This window comes from Collinsella aerofaciens (assembly GCF_040910325.1).
GTDB lineage: Bacteria > Actinomycetota > Coriobacteriia > Coriobacteriales > Coriobacteriaceae > Collinsella > Collinsella aerofaciens_BL.
The window spans coordinates 22,155-38,425 of the sequence record NZ_JBDGAV010000008.1 but is presented as its reverse complement, the minus strand read 5'-3'; the positions used below and the strand labels follow the sequence as shown (position 1 = coordinate 38,425).

General features: G+C 60.5%; 12 protein-coding genes. 7 read left to right on the top strand and 5 right to left on the bottom strand.

The window, feature by feature from the left end:
* The first annotated feature begins 101 nt into the window (after nt 1-101).
* Together aguA and AB5Z25_RS04745 are read left to right on the top strand one after the other, a co-directional pair.
* Nucleotides 102-1,223 (top strand): agmatine deiminase, encoded by a 1,122-nt coding sequence (gene aguA / locus AB5Z25_RS04750; RefSeq protein ID WP_161155974.1) that lies wholly within the window; start codon nt 102-104, stop codon nt 1,221-1,223.
* Nucleotides 1,224-1,383: 160 nt separating this feature from the next.
* Nucleotides 1,384-1,554, top strand: a complete 171-nt coding sequence (locus AB5Z25_RS04745) for a hypothetical protein (RefSeq protein WP_158554607.1) — start codon at nt 1,384-1,386, stop codon at nt 1,552-1,554.
* A 615-nt stretch (nt 1,555-2,169) separates the two neighbouring features.
* Here AB5Z25_RS04745 and AB5Z25_RS04740 read toward each other — a convergent pair.
* Complete coding sequence (locus tag AB5Z25_RS04740) at nt 2,170-2,820, bottom strand: GNAT family N-acetyltransferase (protein ID WP_368134917.1); 651 nt, start codon at nt 2,818-2,820, stop codon at nt 2,170-2,172.
* A gap of 517 nt (nt 2,821-3,337) precedes the next feature.
* Between AB5Z25_RS04740 and AB5Z25_RS04735 the strand changes: the two genes are divergently transcribed.
* Nucleotides 3,338-4,471, top strand: coding sequence for an IS110 family RNA-guided transposase (locus tag AB5Z25_RS04735; protein ID WP_115596229.1), 1,134 nt, complete (start codon nt 3,338-3,340; stop codon nt 4,469-4,471).
* Nucleotides 4,472-4,709: 238 nt separating this feature from the next.
* Here AB5Z25_RS04735 and AB5Z25_RS04730 read toward each other — a convergent pair whose 3' ends face one another.
* From AB5Z25_RS04730 to AB5Z25_RS04715, 4 genes are all read right to left on the bottom strand, one after another.
* Entirely contained in the window at nt 4,710-5,741 is a 1,032-nt protein-coding gene (locus AB5Z25_RS04730; RefSeq protein ID WP_117635771.1) for a 3-deoxy-7-phosphoheptulonate synthase, read from the bottom strand.
* A gap of 579 nt (nt 5,742-6,320) precedes the next feature.
* On the bottom strand, nt 6,321-8,177 hold the full coding sequence (locus AB5Z25_RS04725) for an ABC transporter ATP-binding protein (protein WP_368134916.1): 1,857 nt from the start codon (nt 8,175-8,177) through the stop codon (nt 6,321-6,323).
* On the bottom strand, nt 8,177-10,543 hold the full coding sequence (locus AB5Z25_RS04720; RefSeq protein ID WP_368134915.1) for an ABC transporter ATP-binding protein: 2,367 nt from the start codon (nt 10,541-10,543) through the stop codon (nt 8,177-8,179). The genes AB5Z25_RS04725 and AB5Z25_RS04720 overlap by 1 nt, the downstream gene beginning before the upstream one ends.
* Nucleotides 10,540-10,989 (bottom strand): MarR family winged helix-turn-helix transcriptional regulator, encoded by a 450-nt coding sequence (locus tag AB5Z25_RS04715; protein WP_368134914.1) that lies wholly within the window; start codon nt 10,987-10,989, stop codon nt 10,540-10,542. Before AB5Z25_RS04715 ends, AB5Z25_RS04720 begins: the two co-directional genes overlap by 4 nt.
* Nucleotides 10,990-11,240: 251 nt before the next feature.
* Between AB5Z25_RS04715 and AB5Z25_RS04710 the strand changes: the two genes are divergently transcribed.
* The 4 genes from AB5Z25_RS04710 to grcA3 all read left to right on the top strand — a co-directional run bounded on the left by AB5Z25_RS04710 (nt 11,241) and on the right by grcA3 (nt 15,973).
* Complete coding sequence (locus tag AB5Z25_RS04710) at nt 11,241-11,990, top strand: SDR family NAD(P)-dependent oxidoreductase (protein ID WP_006234857.1); 750 nt, start codon at nt 11,241-11,243, stop codon at nt 11,988-11,990.
* 108 nt (nt 11,991-12,098) lie between these two features.
* A complete protein-coding gene (locus AB5Z25_RS04705; protein ID WP_368134913.1) occupies nt 12,099-13,118 on the top strand; it encodes a 2-keto-3-deoxygluconate permease in 1,020 nt (339 codons plus the stop codon).
* 466 nt (nt 13,119-13,584) lie between these two features.
* On the top strand, nt 13,585-15,636 hold the full coding sequence (pflB, locus tag AB5Z25_RS04700; RefSeq protein ID WP_055310750.1) for a formate C-acetyltransferase: 2,052 nt from the start codon (nt 13,585-13,587) through the stop codon (nt 15,634-15,636).
* Between the two features lie 85 nt (nt 15,637-15,721).
* Nucleotides 15,722-15,973, top strand: a complete 252-nt coding sequence (grcA3, locus tag AB5Z25_RS04695) for an autonomous glycyl radical cofactor GrcA3 (RefSeq protein WP_117583521.1) — start codon at nt 15,722-15,724, stop codon at nt 15,971-15,973.
* Nucleotides 15,974-16,271 lie beyond the last annotated feature (298 nt).

The following is a 16,271-nucleotide window of genomic DNA, read 5'->3' as shown; positions in this document are numbered from 1 at the left end:
CCGTCGGTCGCTGAAAGGGGCTCGAGGGACCATTGAGAACATCTCGGTGCGGCCGCATCATGGTCTCGTCAAGCAAAAGCACCGAGATTTAGGAGCTTGAAATGAAGACCATTTACGAGAGCGAGTCTACGCCAAAGAAGGACGGATTCTACATGCCCGGCGAGTACGAAGAGCAGGAGCGCACCTGGATTTTGTGGCCGCATCGCTCGGATGTGTGGCGCTGTGGTGCCAAGCCGGCGCAAAAGGTCTTTACCGAGATTATTAAGACCGTTGCACGTTTTCAGCCCATCACTGTGGGCGTCAACACTGAAGACTTCCCCGCGGTGTGTGAGATCTTCGACGGCGTTGAGAACGTGCGCGTTATCCACATGGAGTACAACGACAGCTGGATTCGCGACCCCGGCCCGGCGTTTCTTGTCAACGACAAGGGGGACGTGGCACTCTCGCACTTCCACTTTAATGCTTACGGCGGTTTCATTGACGGCCTGTATTTCCCGTGGGACAAGGACGCTTCCATTGGCCTGCAGGTGGCACAGCTCGAGCAGGTTAACCGCTATCGTCCCGAGGATTATATCCTCGAGGGTGGCTCGTTTAACTGCGACGGCCAGGGCACCGTGGTGACCACCGAGATGTGCCTGCTCAATGAGGACCGCAACCCCCAGTACACCAAGGAGCAGATCGAGGAGAAGCTTGCCGAGTACCTGGGCATCGAGAAGGTCATTTGGATCAAGGATGGCATCGACCCGTTTGAGACCAACGGGCACGTGGACGACGTCGCATGCTTTAGTGCGCCCGGCGAGGTCTGCTGCATGTGGACCGATGATCCCAACCATAAGTTCTACAAGGAGTGCCAAGAGGCGTATAAGACGCTTTCCGAGACGACGGATGCCCGTGGCCGCAAGCTCAAGATCCACAAGGTGATTATGCCTGCGACCTCGGTATATATGACCGAGGAGGAGGCCAGCACGATTGACCCCGTCGAGGGCGTGCTGCCGCGTACCCCCGAGGATGCTTTCGAGCCGAGCTACCTCAACTTCCTGCCCATCAACGGCGCAGTGCTTGTACCGCAGTTCGGCGATCCCAATGACGCCCAGGCGCTCAAGGATATCCAGGCTGCTTATCCGGACCGTGAAGTCATCGGTATCATGACTCGCGAGGTTATCTACGGCGGCGGCAACATCCACTGCATCACCCAGCAGCAGCCCAAGGCGCGCTGTAAATAGCAGTTCCATGGTGAACAGTGCTTGATTGTCCGCACGCGAAAGTCCGCCGACTTCAATGGTCGGCGGACTTTTTGTGTGGTGGTTTCAGCTGAACGGCGGGCCGTGCGGCTTGGGTGTGCGGGCACACAATCTGGGGAAACCAAACAGATTGGGGCCTTATATGATCGACTCGAAGGGAAACGTGCGACCCGAGGGCATGTTTAACAGGGCGTACCTGGCCCCCGAAGCCCAGCGCGCATACGATACGCTGCTCGAGTGCGTGCTCAACGGGCAGAAGGGTTGCGAGGCTTCGGCGCATGCGGGCATGGATACCATCAAGGCGCTCGTATAGCTTTACGCTTTCGGATGTGACACATAGGACTGCGTGCGCCGCTCCCGGCTATATTGCCCCCGAGGTGCTTCAACTCATGGAGATAGCCGGCATCAGCGATTTCGAGAGCTTGGCAGCGTCCACGAATGCCCCCGTGTTTACGCCACAGACGGATGACTTTGGACTCGCGGTCCATATCTTTAAGATGCTTAACCGCGGAATACACCCATACGCTTCTGGTGAGCTGGACTTGGACATATTTGACCTGGACGACGATGACATTCCGCCTGCACCATTGATAAACAGCTGCGTGTGTAATGGGCACAGCCCGTTTGTGGGGACGTTGGTCGGATACGTTGTCCCAAAGTACGCTCTTGAGCTCGATGATTTTAGCGGCACTATGGGCGAGGCACTCCGTCGATCGCTGTATGGCAGGGCGGAGGAGCGTCTTGACGCACGCACATGGGCGCGCCTGCTCGACCGCTATCTATCCGAGACAGTTGTGTGCAAGCGTGGCCATCTCCACCACTCGTTACAGCACGAATGCCCTTGCTGCCGAGGAGAGCGCGCCTTGTTGACTCGTCTTGGTTGATGGTTTGGGCCGTCTTGTAGAAAGCCCGTGAGGCGACATGCAAGTTAATCCTGCGTGTCGCCTCCGTACATATAGACGATAAATCCGTCGCCGGTGTCCTGGCTGTGATCCTCCAAGATGCGCTTCATGTTGAGGTACTCGTAGAACTGCCAGTCGGAGTTGCAGTCGCTCATCAGGAAGAATTTGGTGCACTCGGCTTTGGCGAGTTCGGCGCGCGCAAGGTCGATGAGCGCACGGCCGAGCCCCTTGCCCTGCCATTCGGGCACGATGATGATCAGGTTGAGCTGGCCTTGGGCATATTCGTTGCCCGTGGCGGCAAAGCGGTCGGCTGTTGCCTTCTCGCGGCTATCGCCAAAGAGCGAGCCTTCGAGCTTGGCATCGGCGGTCTTTGCCATCTCGGTTGCCTGGACGAACATCTCGTTGTAGCAGGGCTCCCACGTGGGATTGGTGCGTGGTTTGCCGTCTTCGAAGATACCGATGCAGCAAGCGGCGATGATGCGGCCTTCAGCTTCGGCAACGAGCGCGATGGGGGAGCGCTGCAGCTGCATGGCGATGTTAAAGCGCGCACAGAAATCGGCGGCTTCGACGTCGCCTCGGTTGCGCAGCGTGTTGCACCACAGCTGGTTGTAGATGGCGGCGATGCCGGCCAGGTCATCGAGCGTGGCGGCACGCAGAGTTACGTTGTCAAGGCTCATGGGGGCTCCTTCCAAGTTGGGTCAGGCCACCCCTGAGTGTGACATGGACGCAGGACGGCCGCATCGACCATTCGGCAGGCGAGCCTCGAATCCTCGGGGACGGAGGGTCCTAAGAAGGAATGAGGGCGGATTTTCGGACACTTGCTCGATGAGAGTGGATAATCTCCCACTTTTAGCGCTGGTATAGGCCAAAAACGGGAGATTATCCACTCTCATTCTGGGTAGTCGTTGGGGACGTTCTTAAACGACCAGTCATTAAAGAACGTCCATTACAGTCGAAATTGTCAGCCCGGGACCGTCTCGGGCTACGATTGAGGCGCGCCCAGAACGGGCCGCCGACCGGGCGCCCGCGCACGGCCGAACGTCCCTGCCCCCGAGAGGGCCCGTTGGGTGCTGCCGGCGCGGGACGCGCCGCCCCCGACGGCTGATAGGAAAGTGCCGGGCAGGCGCCGCGGCTGGTAATGTGAGTGCCGAGGGGGAGGCCATCCGGTCGAACGACTACCGGAAGGATACCACCGTGAAAGCGCCATCCACCAGACCCGCGGCCGTGCTCGGCCTGGACGTCGGCAAGTCGTCGCACTGGGCCTGCCTGATCGACCGCGACGGGGAGGTGCTGGCCAGCGCCCCCGTCCGCAACAGGGAGGCCGAGCTCGACGCGCTGTTCGCCTCCGCGCCCGCCGGCACGCTCGTCGTCGTCGACCAGTTCCGCAACATAGGGTCCCTCGCCGTGAGGCGGGCCCGCGCCGCGGGGCTCGGGGTCGCCCACCTGCCCGGGCTCGCCGCCAGCCGCGCCGCGGGCCTGTTCGCCGGCGAGGCCAAGACCGACGAGCGCGACGCCGCGGTGATCGCGCGGACCGCCCTGGGCGTGCCGGACTCCCTGTCGGGGGTCCCGGGCCGCGGCGAGGCCCTCGAGGCCGCCCGCGCCCTCTCGTCGCAGCGCGACCACGTCGTCGCCTGCGCGACCAGGGACAAGAACCGCCTGCGCGCGGTGCTGCTCGAGTCCTGCCCGGCCCTCGAGGCCGCGGTCGACCTGTCGGACCGGCGGTGGCTGGAGCTGCTCGCCGGGTTCGGCGGGGCGTGGGGGATCGCCCGCTCCGGGGCCGAGGGCCCGCGGGCCGAGGCCGCCGGGGAGGCCGCGGCCGCCTCCACCGCGCCCCCGCCGGCGCTCGTCGAGGCCGAGAACAGGCAGGTCAGGTTCCTGGCCGCCCGGATATCGGAGGCCCTCGACGAGGCCGGGGCCCTCGAGGCCGAGACGGCGGCGCTGCTCGAGGGCGACGAGACCTACGCGTGTCTGCTCACCGTGCCCGGCATCGGCCCGAGGACCGCGGCGCAGCTCGCGGTGTCGGTCGACATCGGGAGGTTCCCGGACCACGACCACCTGGCCTCGTACTGCGGCATAGCCCCGAGGGTGAGGAGCTCCGGCACGTCGGTGAGGTCGGTCAGGGCGTCCAGGCGCGGCGACGCGAGGCTCAAGTCCCTGCTGATCTTCTCGTGCAACAGCCTGGTGAGGTCCTCGGGGCGCTACGGCGAGTACTACCGGGCCTGCAGGGCGCGGGGCATGGGGCACGGGCGGGCGCTCAAGGCCGTCGCGAGGAAGCGGCTCAGGGCGATATACGCCGTGATGCGCGACCGGGTGCCCTACCGGGAGTAGCCCCGACGGTTGACAAAACTATAGGAACACCCAATGACTACCCCAAGGAACATCCCAAACTGCCGGCAGAAAAGGAACGTCCCTAACTGCCGCATCCGGAGTAAGACAACGCCGCAGGTAGAGGACGGACAGCGAGCGGGCCGCATTTGAGACAAGGTGACGTGAAACGAAAGGGCGCTGACCTTCTGGTCGCGCCCTTGAAGTTGAACGTCAGATTGTCCAAATGCGGCCCGCGTAACTAAACCCGCTCCGCGATCTCGTGGATGAGGTAGTCGGTCTTTTCCCAGCCCAGGCACGGGTCGGTGATCGACTTGCCAAAGACACCGCCGTCGACCGGCTGGTTGCCGTCCTCCAGGTAGGACTCGATCATAAAGCCCTTGACCAGCTTGGAGATGGACTCGTTGCGGCGGCAGCTGTCGAGCACCTCCTTGCAAATGCGATACTGCTCCAGCGGACGCTTGCCCGAGTTGTCGTGGTTGCAGTCGATGACCGCTGCCGGATTGGCATAGCCGGCGTGCTCGGTGTAGCGCTCGGCCAGGCGCTCGAGGTGCTCGTAGTGGTAGTTGGGGTAGGTGCGGCCATCGAGGCCGATGTAACCACGCATAACGGCGTGCGCGAGCGGATTGCCGTCGCACTCGACCTCCCAGTTGCGGAAGATGAAGCTCTGGTGCGCCTGCGCGGCGTAAATGGAGTTGAGCATAACGGTGGTAGAGCCGGCAGTGGGATTCTTCATGCCGACGGGTACCGAAATGCCGCTCGACACCAGGCGATGCTCCTGGTTCTCGACCGAGCGTGCGCCCACGGCCACATAGCTCAGCAGGTCAACGAGGTATTGGTAGTTGGACGGGTAGAGCATCTCGTCGGCGGTAAAGAAACCGGTCTCCTCGATGACGCGCAGGTGCATGTGGCGGATGGCCTTAACGCCTTCGAGCAGGTCATCGGGCGCCTCGGGGTCGGGGTTGTGCAGCAGGCCCTTGTAGCCAGTGCCCTTGGTGCGCGGCTTGTTGGTGTAGACGCGCGGAATGATGATGAGCTTGTCCTTGACCTCTTCGGCGGTCTTGGCCAGTCGGTTCATATACTCGAGCACCGAATCCTCGCGGTCGGCAGAGCACGGGCCGATGATGAGCACCTTACGTGCGTCCTCGCCGGTAAAGACTTTGGCGACCTCGGCGTCAAATGCCTGCTTTTTGGCGGTAAGCTCGGCAGAAAGCGGCATTTCCTCGCGGATCTCCATGGGTATCGGCAGCCTGCGTTTGAATTCCATGGCCATAGGGGCCTCCTCAATCTATAGAAAGAGCAATAAGCGTTTTGTCGAATGCTCGGCATTATCCGCTGTCGCACGCTAAAGTGCAAGCCTTTGTCACCCCGAAACCTACCAAAAAGAGACAGGTTTATTTTGGCAGGTTTTATCTGGGCAAACGTCGGCGAATGCCGGGAGGGAGCGGCGTCGCGCGGGACCCTAAGGCTATTGTCGGTTCCCCAGGAAACACCCTGTGGGCAAAAAATGCCAAATATGAGTACGGTTGCTAGCTTAGTAGCATATTGCCTTCGCAAAATAATAGACATAACAGCAAAATATGTTCATTAACGCAAACACATATAAGTCCGCTATAGGGCTGTTTGATCAATTTAGGGACGCGTGTAAGCCGTGAAAACGGCATTTGGGGCTGTTTTGGCTGTTACTAAAAGGGTAACAGTACTCATATTTGCCATTTTTTGCCCACGGGGCCTCGAAGGGGCTGTCAATCAGGTCCCAGGGGAGGCGGTTTGAGGGCCGCAGAGCAAAAACGGGGGCGCAGGTTGTCCTGCGCCCCCGTTCTCGGGCGTTATTCGCTCCTTGCGGCCGAATTTACGCCGCCTCGTCGAACTGCGAGTTGTACAGGTCGGCGTAGAAGCCGCCCTGGGCGAGCAGCTCGTCGTGCGTGCCCTTCTCGACGATGTCGCCGTCGCGAATCACCAAGATCACGTCGGCGTTGCGGATCGTGGACAGGCGGTGCGCGATGACAAAGCTGGTGCGGCCCTGCATCAGCGCATCCATGGCGCGCTGAATGAGCTCCTCGGTACGAGTGTCAACGTTGGAGGTCGCCTCGTCCAGAATCAGCGCCGGGCGGTCGGCCAAAATGGCACGGGCGATGGTCACGAGCTGGCGCTGACCCTGCGACAGGTTAGTGCCCTCCTCGTTGATCATAAAGTCGTAGCCGCCGGCGAGCGTATGGATAAAGTGGTCGCAGCGTGCGGCGCGTGCAGCGGCCTCGACCTCGGCATCGCTTGCATCGGGACGTCCGTAGCGGATGTTCTCGCGGATGGTGCCGTTAAACAGCCAGGTATCCTGCAGCACCATGGCAAACTCGCCGCGCAGTGCCGCGCGGTCCCAGTCGCGCACGTCGACGCCCTCGACGCGCAGCGAACCGCCATCCACGTCGTAGAAACGCTGCAGCAGCTTAATGAGCGTGGTCTTGCCGGCGCCGGTGGGGCCGACGATGGCGATGGTCTGACCGGGCTGCGCCTCGCAGCTAAAGTCGTGGATGATGGTCTTGTCGGGCGTGTAGCCAAACTTGACGTGGTCGAACTCAACGTGGCCGGGGCGCTTCTCGGGAATCTGCGCGTCGGCTTTCTGTTCCTCCTCGGGCGCGGCCAGGAACTCAAAGACGCGCTCGGTGGCGGCGGCCATCGACTGCATCGTGTTGCTCACGTTGCCCAGCTGCTGCACCGGCTGCGTAAAGTTGCGCACGTACTGGATAAAGCTCTGGATGTCGCCGGGCGTGGCATTGCCGGTCAGCGCGAGCTGTGCGCCCACCACGACAACGCCCACGTAGCCCATGTTGCCCACCAAGCTCATAAGCGGCATCATCAGGCCCGACAGGAACTGCGAGCGCCAACCGCTCACAAACAGTCGGTCGTTTTGACGGTCGAACTCCTCGATCGAGGCCTCGGCGCGGTCGAACACCTGAATAACGTTCTGGCCGGCAAAGTCCTCCTCGATAATGCCGTTGACGGCGCCCAGGACTTGCTGTTGCTCGCGGAAGTACGGCTGCGAGAAGTGAATCATCACGGTCAGGATAATCGCGGCGGCCGGCAGTGTGAGCACGGTGACGCCGGTGAGCGGCAGACTGATTGACAGCATCATGACGAGCACGCCGATAATCTGCGTGACGGACGTAATAAGCTGCGTCACGCTCTGGTTGAGCGACTGGCCGAGCGTATCGACGTCGTTGGTGATGCGGCTGAGTACGTCTCCCTTGCTGTGGCCGTTGAAGTAACTCATCGGCACGACGGCAATCTTGGCGGCGATTTCCTTGCGCATGCGGTAGCAGATCTTTTGCGTGACGCCGGTCATGAGCCAGCCCTGGACCAGGCTGCAGACAGAGCTCGCCAGATACAGGCAGAGCAAAAAGCCGAGCGTCTTGGCGATCCAGTCAAAGTCAACGTCGCCGGTGCCGTTGACCTTGGCGACCAGGCCTTCGAACAGCTTGGTCGTAACCTGGCCGAGCACCTTGGGTCCCACAATGTTAAAGATGACCGAGCACACGGCAAAGGCGACGGCGACAAACACGGCAATCTTGTGCTGGCCGATATAGCCGAGCAGCTGCCTCATGGTGCCCTTAAAGTCCTTGGCCTTTTCGCCGCGACGCATGCCGCCCATGCGGCCCATGGGTCCACGCTGACGGGTGGGCTTGGGAATTTGGGTCTTGGTCTCGTCTGCCATTAGCGCTCGCCTCCTTCCGTAACGGCTGCAATTTCTTCTTGGGTAAGCCCCAGCTCCTCGGCGGAAAGCTGTGACTGTGCGATCTCCAGGTACGCCGGGCAGCTGCGCAGCAGCTCCTCGTGCGTGCCGGTGCCCACTACGTGGCCGTCGTCGAGCACGATGATCTGGTCGGCGTGCATGATGGTCGCGATGCGCTGGGCCACGACCACGAGCGCGGCGTCGGTGACGTTTTTGGCCAGCTCTTCGCGCAGGCGCGCGTCGGTCTTGTAGTCGAGGGCGCTAAACGAATCATCGAACACCACGACCTCGGGCTTTTTGGCCAACGCGCGGGCGATGGCCAGACGCTGGCGCTGACCGCCCGAGACATTGGAGCCGCCCTGGCTAATGGGGGAGTCGTACCCGTCCTCGCGCTCGGCGATAAAGTCCTCCGCCTGGGCGACGTGTGCTGCCTGGCGCATATCCTCGTCACTCACCATGTCGCCGGCAAACTTGAGGTTGCTCTCGACGGTACCCGAGAACAGACGACCCTGCTGCGGAATATAACCGATGCGGCGGCGCAGCTCAGAGAGGGTCATGTCGCGCACGTCGATGCCGTCGAGCGAAATGCTGCCGCCCGTGACGTCGTACAGGCGCGGAATCAACTGTACAAGCGTGGACTTGCCCGAGCCCGTGGAACCAATGATGCCGAGCATCTGGCCGGCGTGCGTGGTGAAGTTTACGCCGCTAATGACGTCGGCGCGGGCATCGGGATACTGGAAGCTCACGTCGCGGAAGGTGAGCTCGCCGCGCGGCGCGCTGGCAGCAGGCAGTTTGGGCGAGACAGGGTCGTTGATACTCGTGGGGCAGGTGATGACCTCTTCCACGCGCTCGGCTGCGACCTCGGCGCGGGGCAGGATGACCGAAACCATGGTGAGGATCATAAACGCCATGACGATCTGCATGGTGTAGGAGATGAACGCCATCATGTTGCCGACCTGCATCACGCCGTCGGACACGCCCTGCGCGCCAAACCAGACGATAAGCACGGTGATGCAGTTCATGACGAGCATCATGAGCGGCATCATAAAGCTCATGGCGCGGTTGGTGTAGAGCTGCGTAGTCATCAGGTCGAGCGACGCCTTGTCAAAACGTTCGAGCTCATGCTCCTCGCGGTTGAACGAGCGGATGGGCATAAGGCCGTCGAGCAGCTCGCGGGCGGTAAGGTTCACGCGGTCCACAAAGCTCTGCATCTTTTTGAACTTGGGCATGGTGAGGCCCATAAGCACGCCGACGACGGCCGAGACCGCGATGATGGCCACGGCGATGGTCCACTCCAGGCCGGTGTGGTTGGCCAGGACACGCATGACAGCGACGATGCCCATGACGGGGGCCATCAGACACATGCGGATAAACAGGGTTGCGGCCATCTGGATCTGCTGAATGTCGTTGGTGCAGCGGGTGATGAGCGAGGCCTGGCTAAACTTGCCCACCTCGGCCGGCGAGAAGTGCATAACTTTGTTGAAGGTCTCGCGGCGCAGGTCGCGTGCGATGGAACAGGCGGTGCGCGAAGCCACGGCACCGGTCAGGATGGTGGCGACGAGCGAGATCAGGCACAGACCAAACATCGTGGTCGCCATGCGGCCCAGGTAGGCGTTCTGCACGTCGGCGGGGTCGATGCCCTGCGCCTTGTACTCGTCTTGCACATAGCTCACGGCGCGTTGGGTCACGATGGAGCCCGACATGGAGCCCATTTTGTCCGCCATATCGTTGGCGCCCTCGACGAGCTTGCCCTGGTCGATTAGGCCGCCTTCAACGCCTAGACGCAGACCCTTCATGGTGATCTTACCGCCGTCGGCATCAATCTGCTTTTGCATGTTCTGCGCTGCTGCGGCCTTCTGCTGCATCTCGGCGAGTTGCTCGGGCGTCATCGCCGCCATCTGCTCGGGGGTGGGCATGGCCTGGGCGGCGTTGTTGTCTTTCTCGCTGGACGAGCCCATCATGTCGCCCATGGAGTTGGCGTCGATGCCTTGGTTGAGCGAAAGGACGACGGTCTCGGGCAGGCTCATAATGTCAGCGAGCTTGCTGCCGTCGGCGCGCTCGTCCTCGGTGCCCTTGTACGTGCGAATCCCGTTTTTGTCTGCCTTGCTAAACACGGCCTCCACAGCCTTGGCGTCCTTGGCGCTCATAAAGAGTTCGAGGTCGTCGAGCGATTCGGCGCGAATGGTGTCGGGCACGGGCGAGGCGATGCCGCCTTGCTGCACGCCCACGTCGACGATGTCGCTCATATAGGTAGGCAGTGCCAGATCGGCGTTGCAGCTGATTACGATAAGTACGATAGCTGCGAACAGTGCCAGGACATGCTTTTTAAAGAGCTTGAGAATCCTCACTCGGCATCTTTCCTTTCTTGATTGCGGTCGATAATTTCGTTGGCACGCCTTAGAAGACGCACCATCTCTTGGGTATTTGTTTCGCCGAGCTGCTCGAGGAAAGCCGCAGTGCGGTCCTCGAATTCCCGACGTTTGATTTCTAGATCCTGGAATCCTTTGTCGGTCACCGTGACGTGTACGCGACGACGGTCAGTCTTTGAGTGCTCGCGCTCGACCCAGCCCTTGGCCTCGAGGGCGCGTAAGATATTGGCGATGCGGGCGCTCGAGACCCAGGCGCGATCAGCGAGTTCGCTCGGCGTGAGCGAACCGCCGGCGAGTATGAGGGCGCGCATGACGGCCATTTCGCCGCCGAGGGCTTTGTCCGCAAAGCGCGAAATGCGCTGATGCATGCTGCCGAACTCGGTAAGGAGCTGACGCCCAAGCTCACGGAAATCGGTATCTTCCACCGAAAACCCCTAACACTAGAAACTATTTTCGGTGAAAGATGATACCCCCATACGCGGGCCTCATACAGTGGGCAATATTAAGAGCTCATTAAGACTTAAAATCATTCAATTGCTAAAGCGTTTCAAAGAACTATTATGCACGCGGTTAGGCGAGGGGTTGTCACCACCATGACGACTGGGACTCATTTATCGCCACGTGCGATGCTCCAACTTCCCGCAAGGAGACACCTAAATTAAAGGGGGATGGAGTCATGGCATTTGACTTCACGGGCAAGACCGCGATTGTCACGGGCGGCACTCAGGGCATTGGCCTCGAGATCGCCAAGGGCATCGTCGCGGGCGGCGGACATGTCGCGCTCATCGCAAGGAACGCTGCTAAAGGCGAGGCCGCTGTGGCCGAGCTTGGCGAGGGAAACAAGTTCTATCAGCTCGATGTCGCCGATGCGCCCAAGGCGCGCGAGACCGTCGAGCAGATTTTTACGGACCTGCCGCAAACCAACATCCTGATCAACTGCGCTGGCGTCATCAGCACCAAGAAGTTCGACGAGATCGACGACACCGAGTGGCGCCGTACCATCGACATCAACCTCAACGGCACCTTTACCATGATGAATGCCGTGTACCCGCACTTTAAGGCGGCCCATGCCGGCACTATCGTCAACGTGAGCTCTGTTGCTGGCAAGATCGGCGGCGGCCTGCTCGGCACCGCTGCCTACGCGAGCTCCAAGGCCGGTGTTAACGGTCTAACCAAGGCAGTCGCCAAGGAAGGCGGCAAGTTTGGCGTTCGCTGCAACGCCGTGTGCCCGTCGCTCACGTTGACCGATATGACCTCGATTCTCTCTGACGAGAACTCTCAGCGCATCATCAACGGTATTCCTCTGGGCCGCGCCGCCCAGGCCAGCGAGCCTGCGCAGATGGTGCTGTTCTTCGCTTCCGACCTCGCCAGCTTCGTGAACGGCGAGATTGGTGACTGCGACGGCGGCATCGTCCTGGACGGGTAATACCCCGCGGTGATTGTTTGGCGGCGACCCTGGCGACTCGGGGTTGTCGCCTTCTTTCTGACATAGGCGCGTGCGGCTACGATTCGCATGCATCCAAAGGAGATATATATGAGTGAATCGACTGCGGTGGAGGCGCCGGCGGCAAAGGAGCCGTTCTTTAAGATGTCCTCCATCCCGGGCGCCAATATCTTGGTGCCGCTTCTGTTGGGCTGCCTGCTCAACTCGCTATTCCCCGACCTGTTTAAAACGCTCGGTAGCTTTACGCTTGGCATGACCCAGCAGGGTGCAGGCCCGCTCGTTGGCGCCTTTTTGCTCATCGTCGGTACGACGATTTCGTTTAAGAGTGCTCCCGCCGCCGCTGCACGCGGCGCCATCATCATCGCTGTCAAGCAGATCGTGGTCGTTGCCGTGTCGCTGCTCATCCTTTATGTGTTCAACGACAACCTGTTTGGCATCTCTGCCATGGTGATGCTGGCGGCTTGCACCGGCGCCAACAACGCTATGTACGCTGGTCTGATGGGCACCATGGGCAACGAGGCCGAGCGTGGCGCCGTCGCCATCACCACGCTCGTTGTCGGCCCTCCGGTCACGATGATCGTGCTCGGCGCTGCCGGTCAGGCTCCGATCGGCTGGTCGCTCGTGGGTGCCATTCTGCCGATCGTCATCGGCATTATTCTGGGTAACCTGTTCCCCAGCTTTAAGAAGATGATGGCACCGGCACTTTCCGCCATCATCGTGCTCGTCTTCTTTGCCATGGGCTCGACCATGACCTTTGGCCAGCTCATTAATGGCGGTCTCCCCGGTATTCTGCTCGGCGTGATCTGCTCGGTGGTCTTTGCAATTCCCGTCATCGCGGTCGATAAGCTCACGGGTGGTACGGGTGTCGCAGGTGCGGCCATTTCGAGCTGCGCCGGAGCCAATGTGGCCACGCCTGCTGCCATGGCAAGCGTCAACGGGGCCATGTACGGCGGCTCCGTGCTCGCGACGGCTACGGCACAGGTTGCTGCCTGCGCAATCGTGACGGCTATTTTGACCCCGCTGGTCACCAGCTGGTGCTACAAGCATTTTGAGGGCCAGGGCAACGGCGATAGCAAGGCAACGACCGACAAGGCCGCCGCAGCCGCCTAATGCCAAGCGGCAATCAAAGCTAAAAACTAGCTACGCCACAGGGCGGCCACGGGGGATCCCGTGGCCGCCCTGCAGTTTCTGTAGGGTCTCTGGGACACTTTACCCTGCTAAAGCTGGCATAACAGCTAGAGCGAACGTCGTACAAAGGCAAGGAAAAATAACATACAAATCGGTGAACGGTAGTTGTTCGCGCTCGCGTTTCCTGCGGATTTGTAAAAAACGCCCTTATGATATAAAAAAAGAAACATATAACAGCCCAGATGGAGAGGGTCGCTATGTTATCCTTCTCAAACGGGTGAAATCTTGGGTTTTGGGTTGTAGTTCCAAGGTGGACAAACGTGTTCCCTGCACCAACGTGTGGTGAAGAACGGAAGAAGCCGGTAGTGCAAGCCGAACATTCAAGAATTCAATAAGCAGCGGTGTGAGAGAGCGCCGCATTACACGTAACTAGGAGCGTGGTTACACAATGCAGGAGGCATGGGAAGGCTTCAAGGAAGGCATTTGGACGGGAGAGGTTGACGTCCGAGACTTCATCCAGAAGAACTACACCCCCTACGAGGGCGACGAGTCGTTCCTCGCCGGCCCGACCGAGCGTACCAAGGAGCTGTGGGGCGAGGTTCTCGACCTGCTGCTTAAGGAGCGCGAGCAGGGCGGTGTCCTCGATATGGACACCAAGACCGTTACGGGTATCGTGAGCCACCCCGCTGGCTACATCGATAACGCCCACCGCGAGAAGGAGACCATCGTCGGTCTCCAGACTGACAAGCCGCTCAAGCGCGCGCTGCACGTCAACGGTGGTATCCGCATCGCTTGCCAGGCTGCCAGCCAGCACGGCTACAAGGTCGACGAGAACGTTGTTGAGCGCTACACCTTTGAGCGCAAGACCCACAACGCCGGCGTCTTCGATGTTTACACCCCCGAGATGCGTGCTTGCCGCTCGGCTCACATCATCACCGGTCTGCCCGATGGCTATGGCCGCGGCCGCATCATCGGCGACTACCGTCGTGTTGCCCTGTACGGCGTCGACTACCTGATCAAGGACAAGGAGGCCCAGAAGGCTTCCACCCCGACGGTCATGACCGCCGACAACATCCGCGATCGTGAGGAGCTGCAGGAGCAGATCCGCGCCCTCGGCGAGCTCAAGATGATGGCCGAGACCTATGGTTTCGATATTTCCAACCCTGCTACCAACACGCAGGAGGCCATCCAGTGGATGTACTTCGCCTACCTTGCTGCCGTCAAGGAGCAGAACGGCGCTGCCATGTCCATCGGCCGTACCTCTACGTTCATCGACATCTACGCTGAGCGCGACCTTGCCAACGGTACCTTCACCGAGGAGCAGATCCAGGAGTTCGTGGATCACTTCATCATGAAGCTTCGCATGGTCAAGTTTGCCCGTACCCCTGAGTACCAGGCCCTGTTCACCGGCGACCCGCAGTGGGTCACCGAGTCCATCGGCGGCATGGGTGTCGACGGCCGTACGCTCGTTACCAAGATGAGCTACCGCTACCTGCACACGCTCGAGAACATGGGCACCAGCCCCGAGCCCAACATGACCGTTCTGTGGTCGACCCGTCTGCCCGAGAACTTCAAGAAGTTCTGCGCCAAGACTTCTGTCGCCAGCTCCTCGATCCAGTACGAGAACGACGACCTCATGCGTGTCTATCACGGCGACGACTACGGCATCGCCTGCTGCGTGTCCTCCATGCGCATTGGCAAGGAGATGCAGTTCTTCGGCGCCCGCGCCAACCTGGCCAAGTGCCTGCTGTACGCACTCAACGGCGGTGTTGACGAGGTCTCCAAGAAGCAGGTCGGCCCCAAGTACCGCGCCGTCGAGGGCGATACGCTCGATTACGACGACGTTGTGGCCAAGTACAACGACATGATGAAGTGGCTCGCTGGCGTGTACGTCAACTCGCTGAACATCATTCACTACATGCACGACAAGTATTGCTACGAGCGCATCCAGATGGCTCTGCACGACAAGCACGTGCACCGCTGGTTCGCTACGGGCATCGCTGGCCTTTCCGTCGTGGCTGACTCCCTGTCTGCCATCAAGTACGCCAAGGTTCACCCCGTTCGCGACGAGAATGGCATCATCGTCGACTTCGAGACCGAGGGCGAGTTCCCCAAGTACGGTAACGACGACGACCGCGTCGACCAGATCGCTCACGACGTTGTGCACCAGTTCATGGAGTACATCCGCATGAACGACACCTACCGCAACTCCGTGCCCACGACCTCGGTTCTGACCATTACCTCCAACGTCGTGTACGGTAAGAAGACCGGCTCCACGCCCGACGGCCGCAAGGCTGGCCAGCCGTTCGCCCCGGGTGCTAACCCCATGCACAAGCGCGATAGCCACGGTGCCATCGCTTCGCTGTCTTCGGTTTCCAAGCTCCCGTTCCGCGATGCTCAGGACGGCATCTCCAACACCTTCTCCATCATCCCGAGTGCGCTCGGCAAGGAGGATCAGGTGTTCTTTGGCGATATCGACCTTGATCAGCTGGGCGAGTAACTATTGTTAGTGCTATACTAACAATAACGATTACTGATTAGTGCGCCGGTTTCGGCCGGCGCCTATCGATCGAAGGAGACACATTATGAAGGTTTCTGAAGTTTCCGAGACTCAGGCCGATAACCTGGTCCACATGCTCGACGCTTACGCCGAGAAGGGTGGCCACCACCTGAACATCAACGTCTTCAACCGTGAGACGCTGCTCGACGCTCAGGCTCACCCCGAGAAGTATCCGCAGCTGACCATCCGCGTTTCCGGCTATGCCGTGAACTTCCACACGCTCACCAAGGAGCAGCAGGACGAGGTCATTTCGCGTACCTTCCACGACAAGTTCTAAAGGGACTCAACTCCCACCGGAGACCCGGTAAGGCCTACGCACTTTGCCTCTCAAACGTCCTCGCCGCTTCGCGGCTGCGGAATGTTTGCGAGACAAAGTGCTCCCGGTCTTGCCGGGTCTCCTGCGTTGTCGTCCTTTAGGGAACCACGCTAAATTAAATTGGTGTCCTCGGACATGCAAAGAGGCTCGCTGCGCACTTCGTGCGGCGAGCCTCTTTGCGTCCTGCGGAATGTTTTGGGAGGTAGCCCAAACAGCCCCGGCGGGGGTCCTTTGGAGTCACCCTTTAGGCGGAACTCTC

Coding starts and splice junctions, on each gene's coding strand:
- aguA (WP_161155974.1), top strand. CDS start 102: ATGAAGACCATTTACGAGAGCGAGTCTACGCCAAAGAAGGACGGATTC.
- AB5Z25_RS04745 (WP_158554607.1), top strand. CDS start 1,384: ATGATCGACTCGAAGGGAAACGTGCGACCCGAGGGCATGTTTAACAGG.
- AB5Z25_RS04740 (WP_368134917.1), bottom strand. CDS start 2,820: ATGAGCCTTGACAACGTAACTCTGCGTGCCGCCACGCTCGATGACCTG.
- AB5Z25_RS04730 (WP_117635771.1), bottom strand. CDS start 5,741: ATGGCCATGGAATTCAAACGCAGGCTGCCGATACCCATGGAGATCCGC.
- AB5Z25_RS04725 (WP_368134916.1), bottom strand. CDS start 8,177: ATGGCAGACGAGACCAAGACCCAAATTCCCAAGCCCACCCGTCAGCGT.
- AB5Z25_RS04710 (WP_006234857.1), top strand. CDS start 11,241: ATGGCATTTGACTTCACGGGCAAGACCGCGATTGTCACGGGCGGCACT.
- AB5Z25_RS04705 (WP_368134913.1), top strand. CDS start 12,099: ATGAGTGAATCGACTGCGGTGGAGGCGCCGGCGGCAAAGGAGCCGTTC.
- pflB (WP_055310750.1), top strand. CDS start 13,585: ATGCAGGAGGCATGGGAAGGCTTCAAGGAAGGCATTTGGACGGGAGAG.
- grcA3 (WP_117583521.1), top strand. CDS start 15,722: ATGAAGGTTTCTGAAGTTTCCGAGACTCAGGCCGATAACCTGGTCCAC.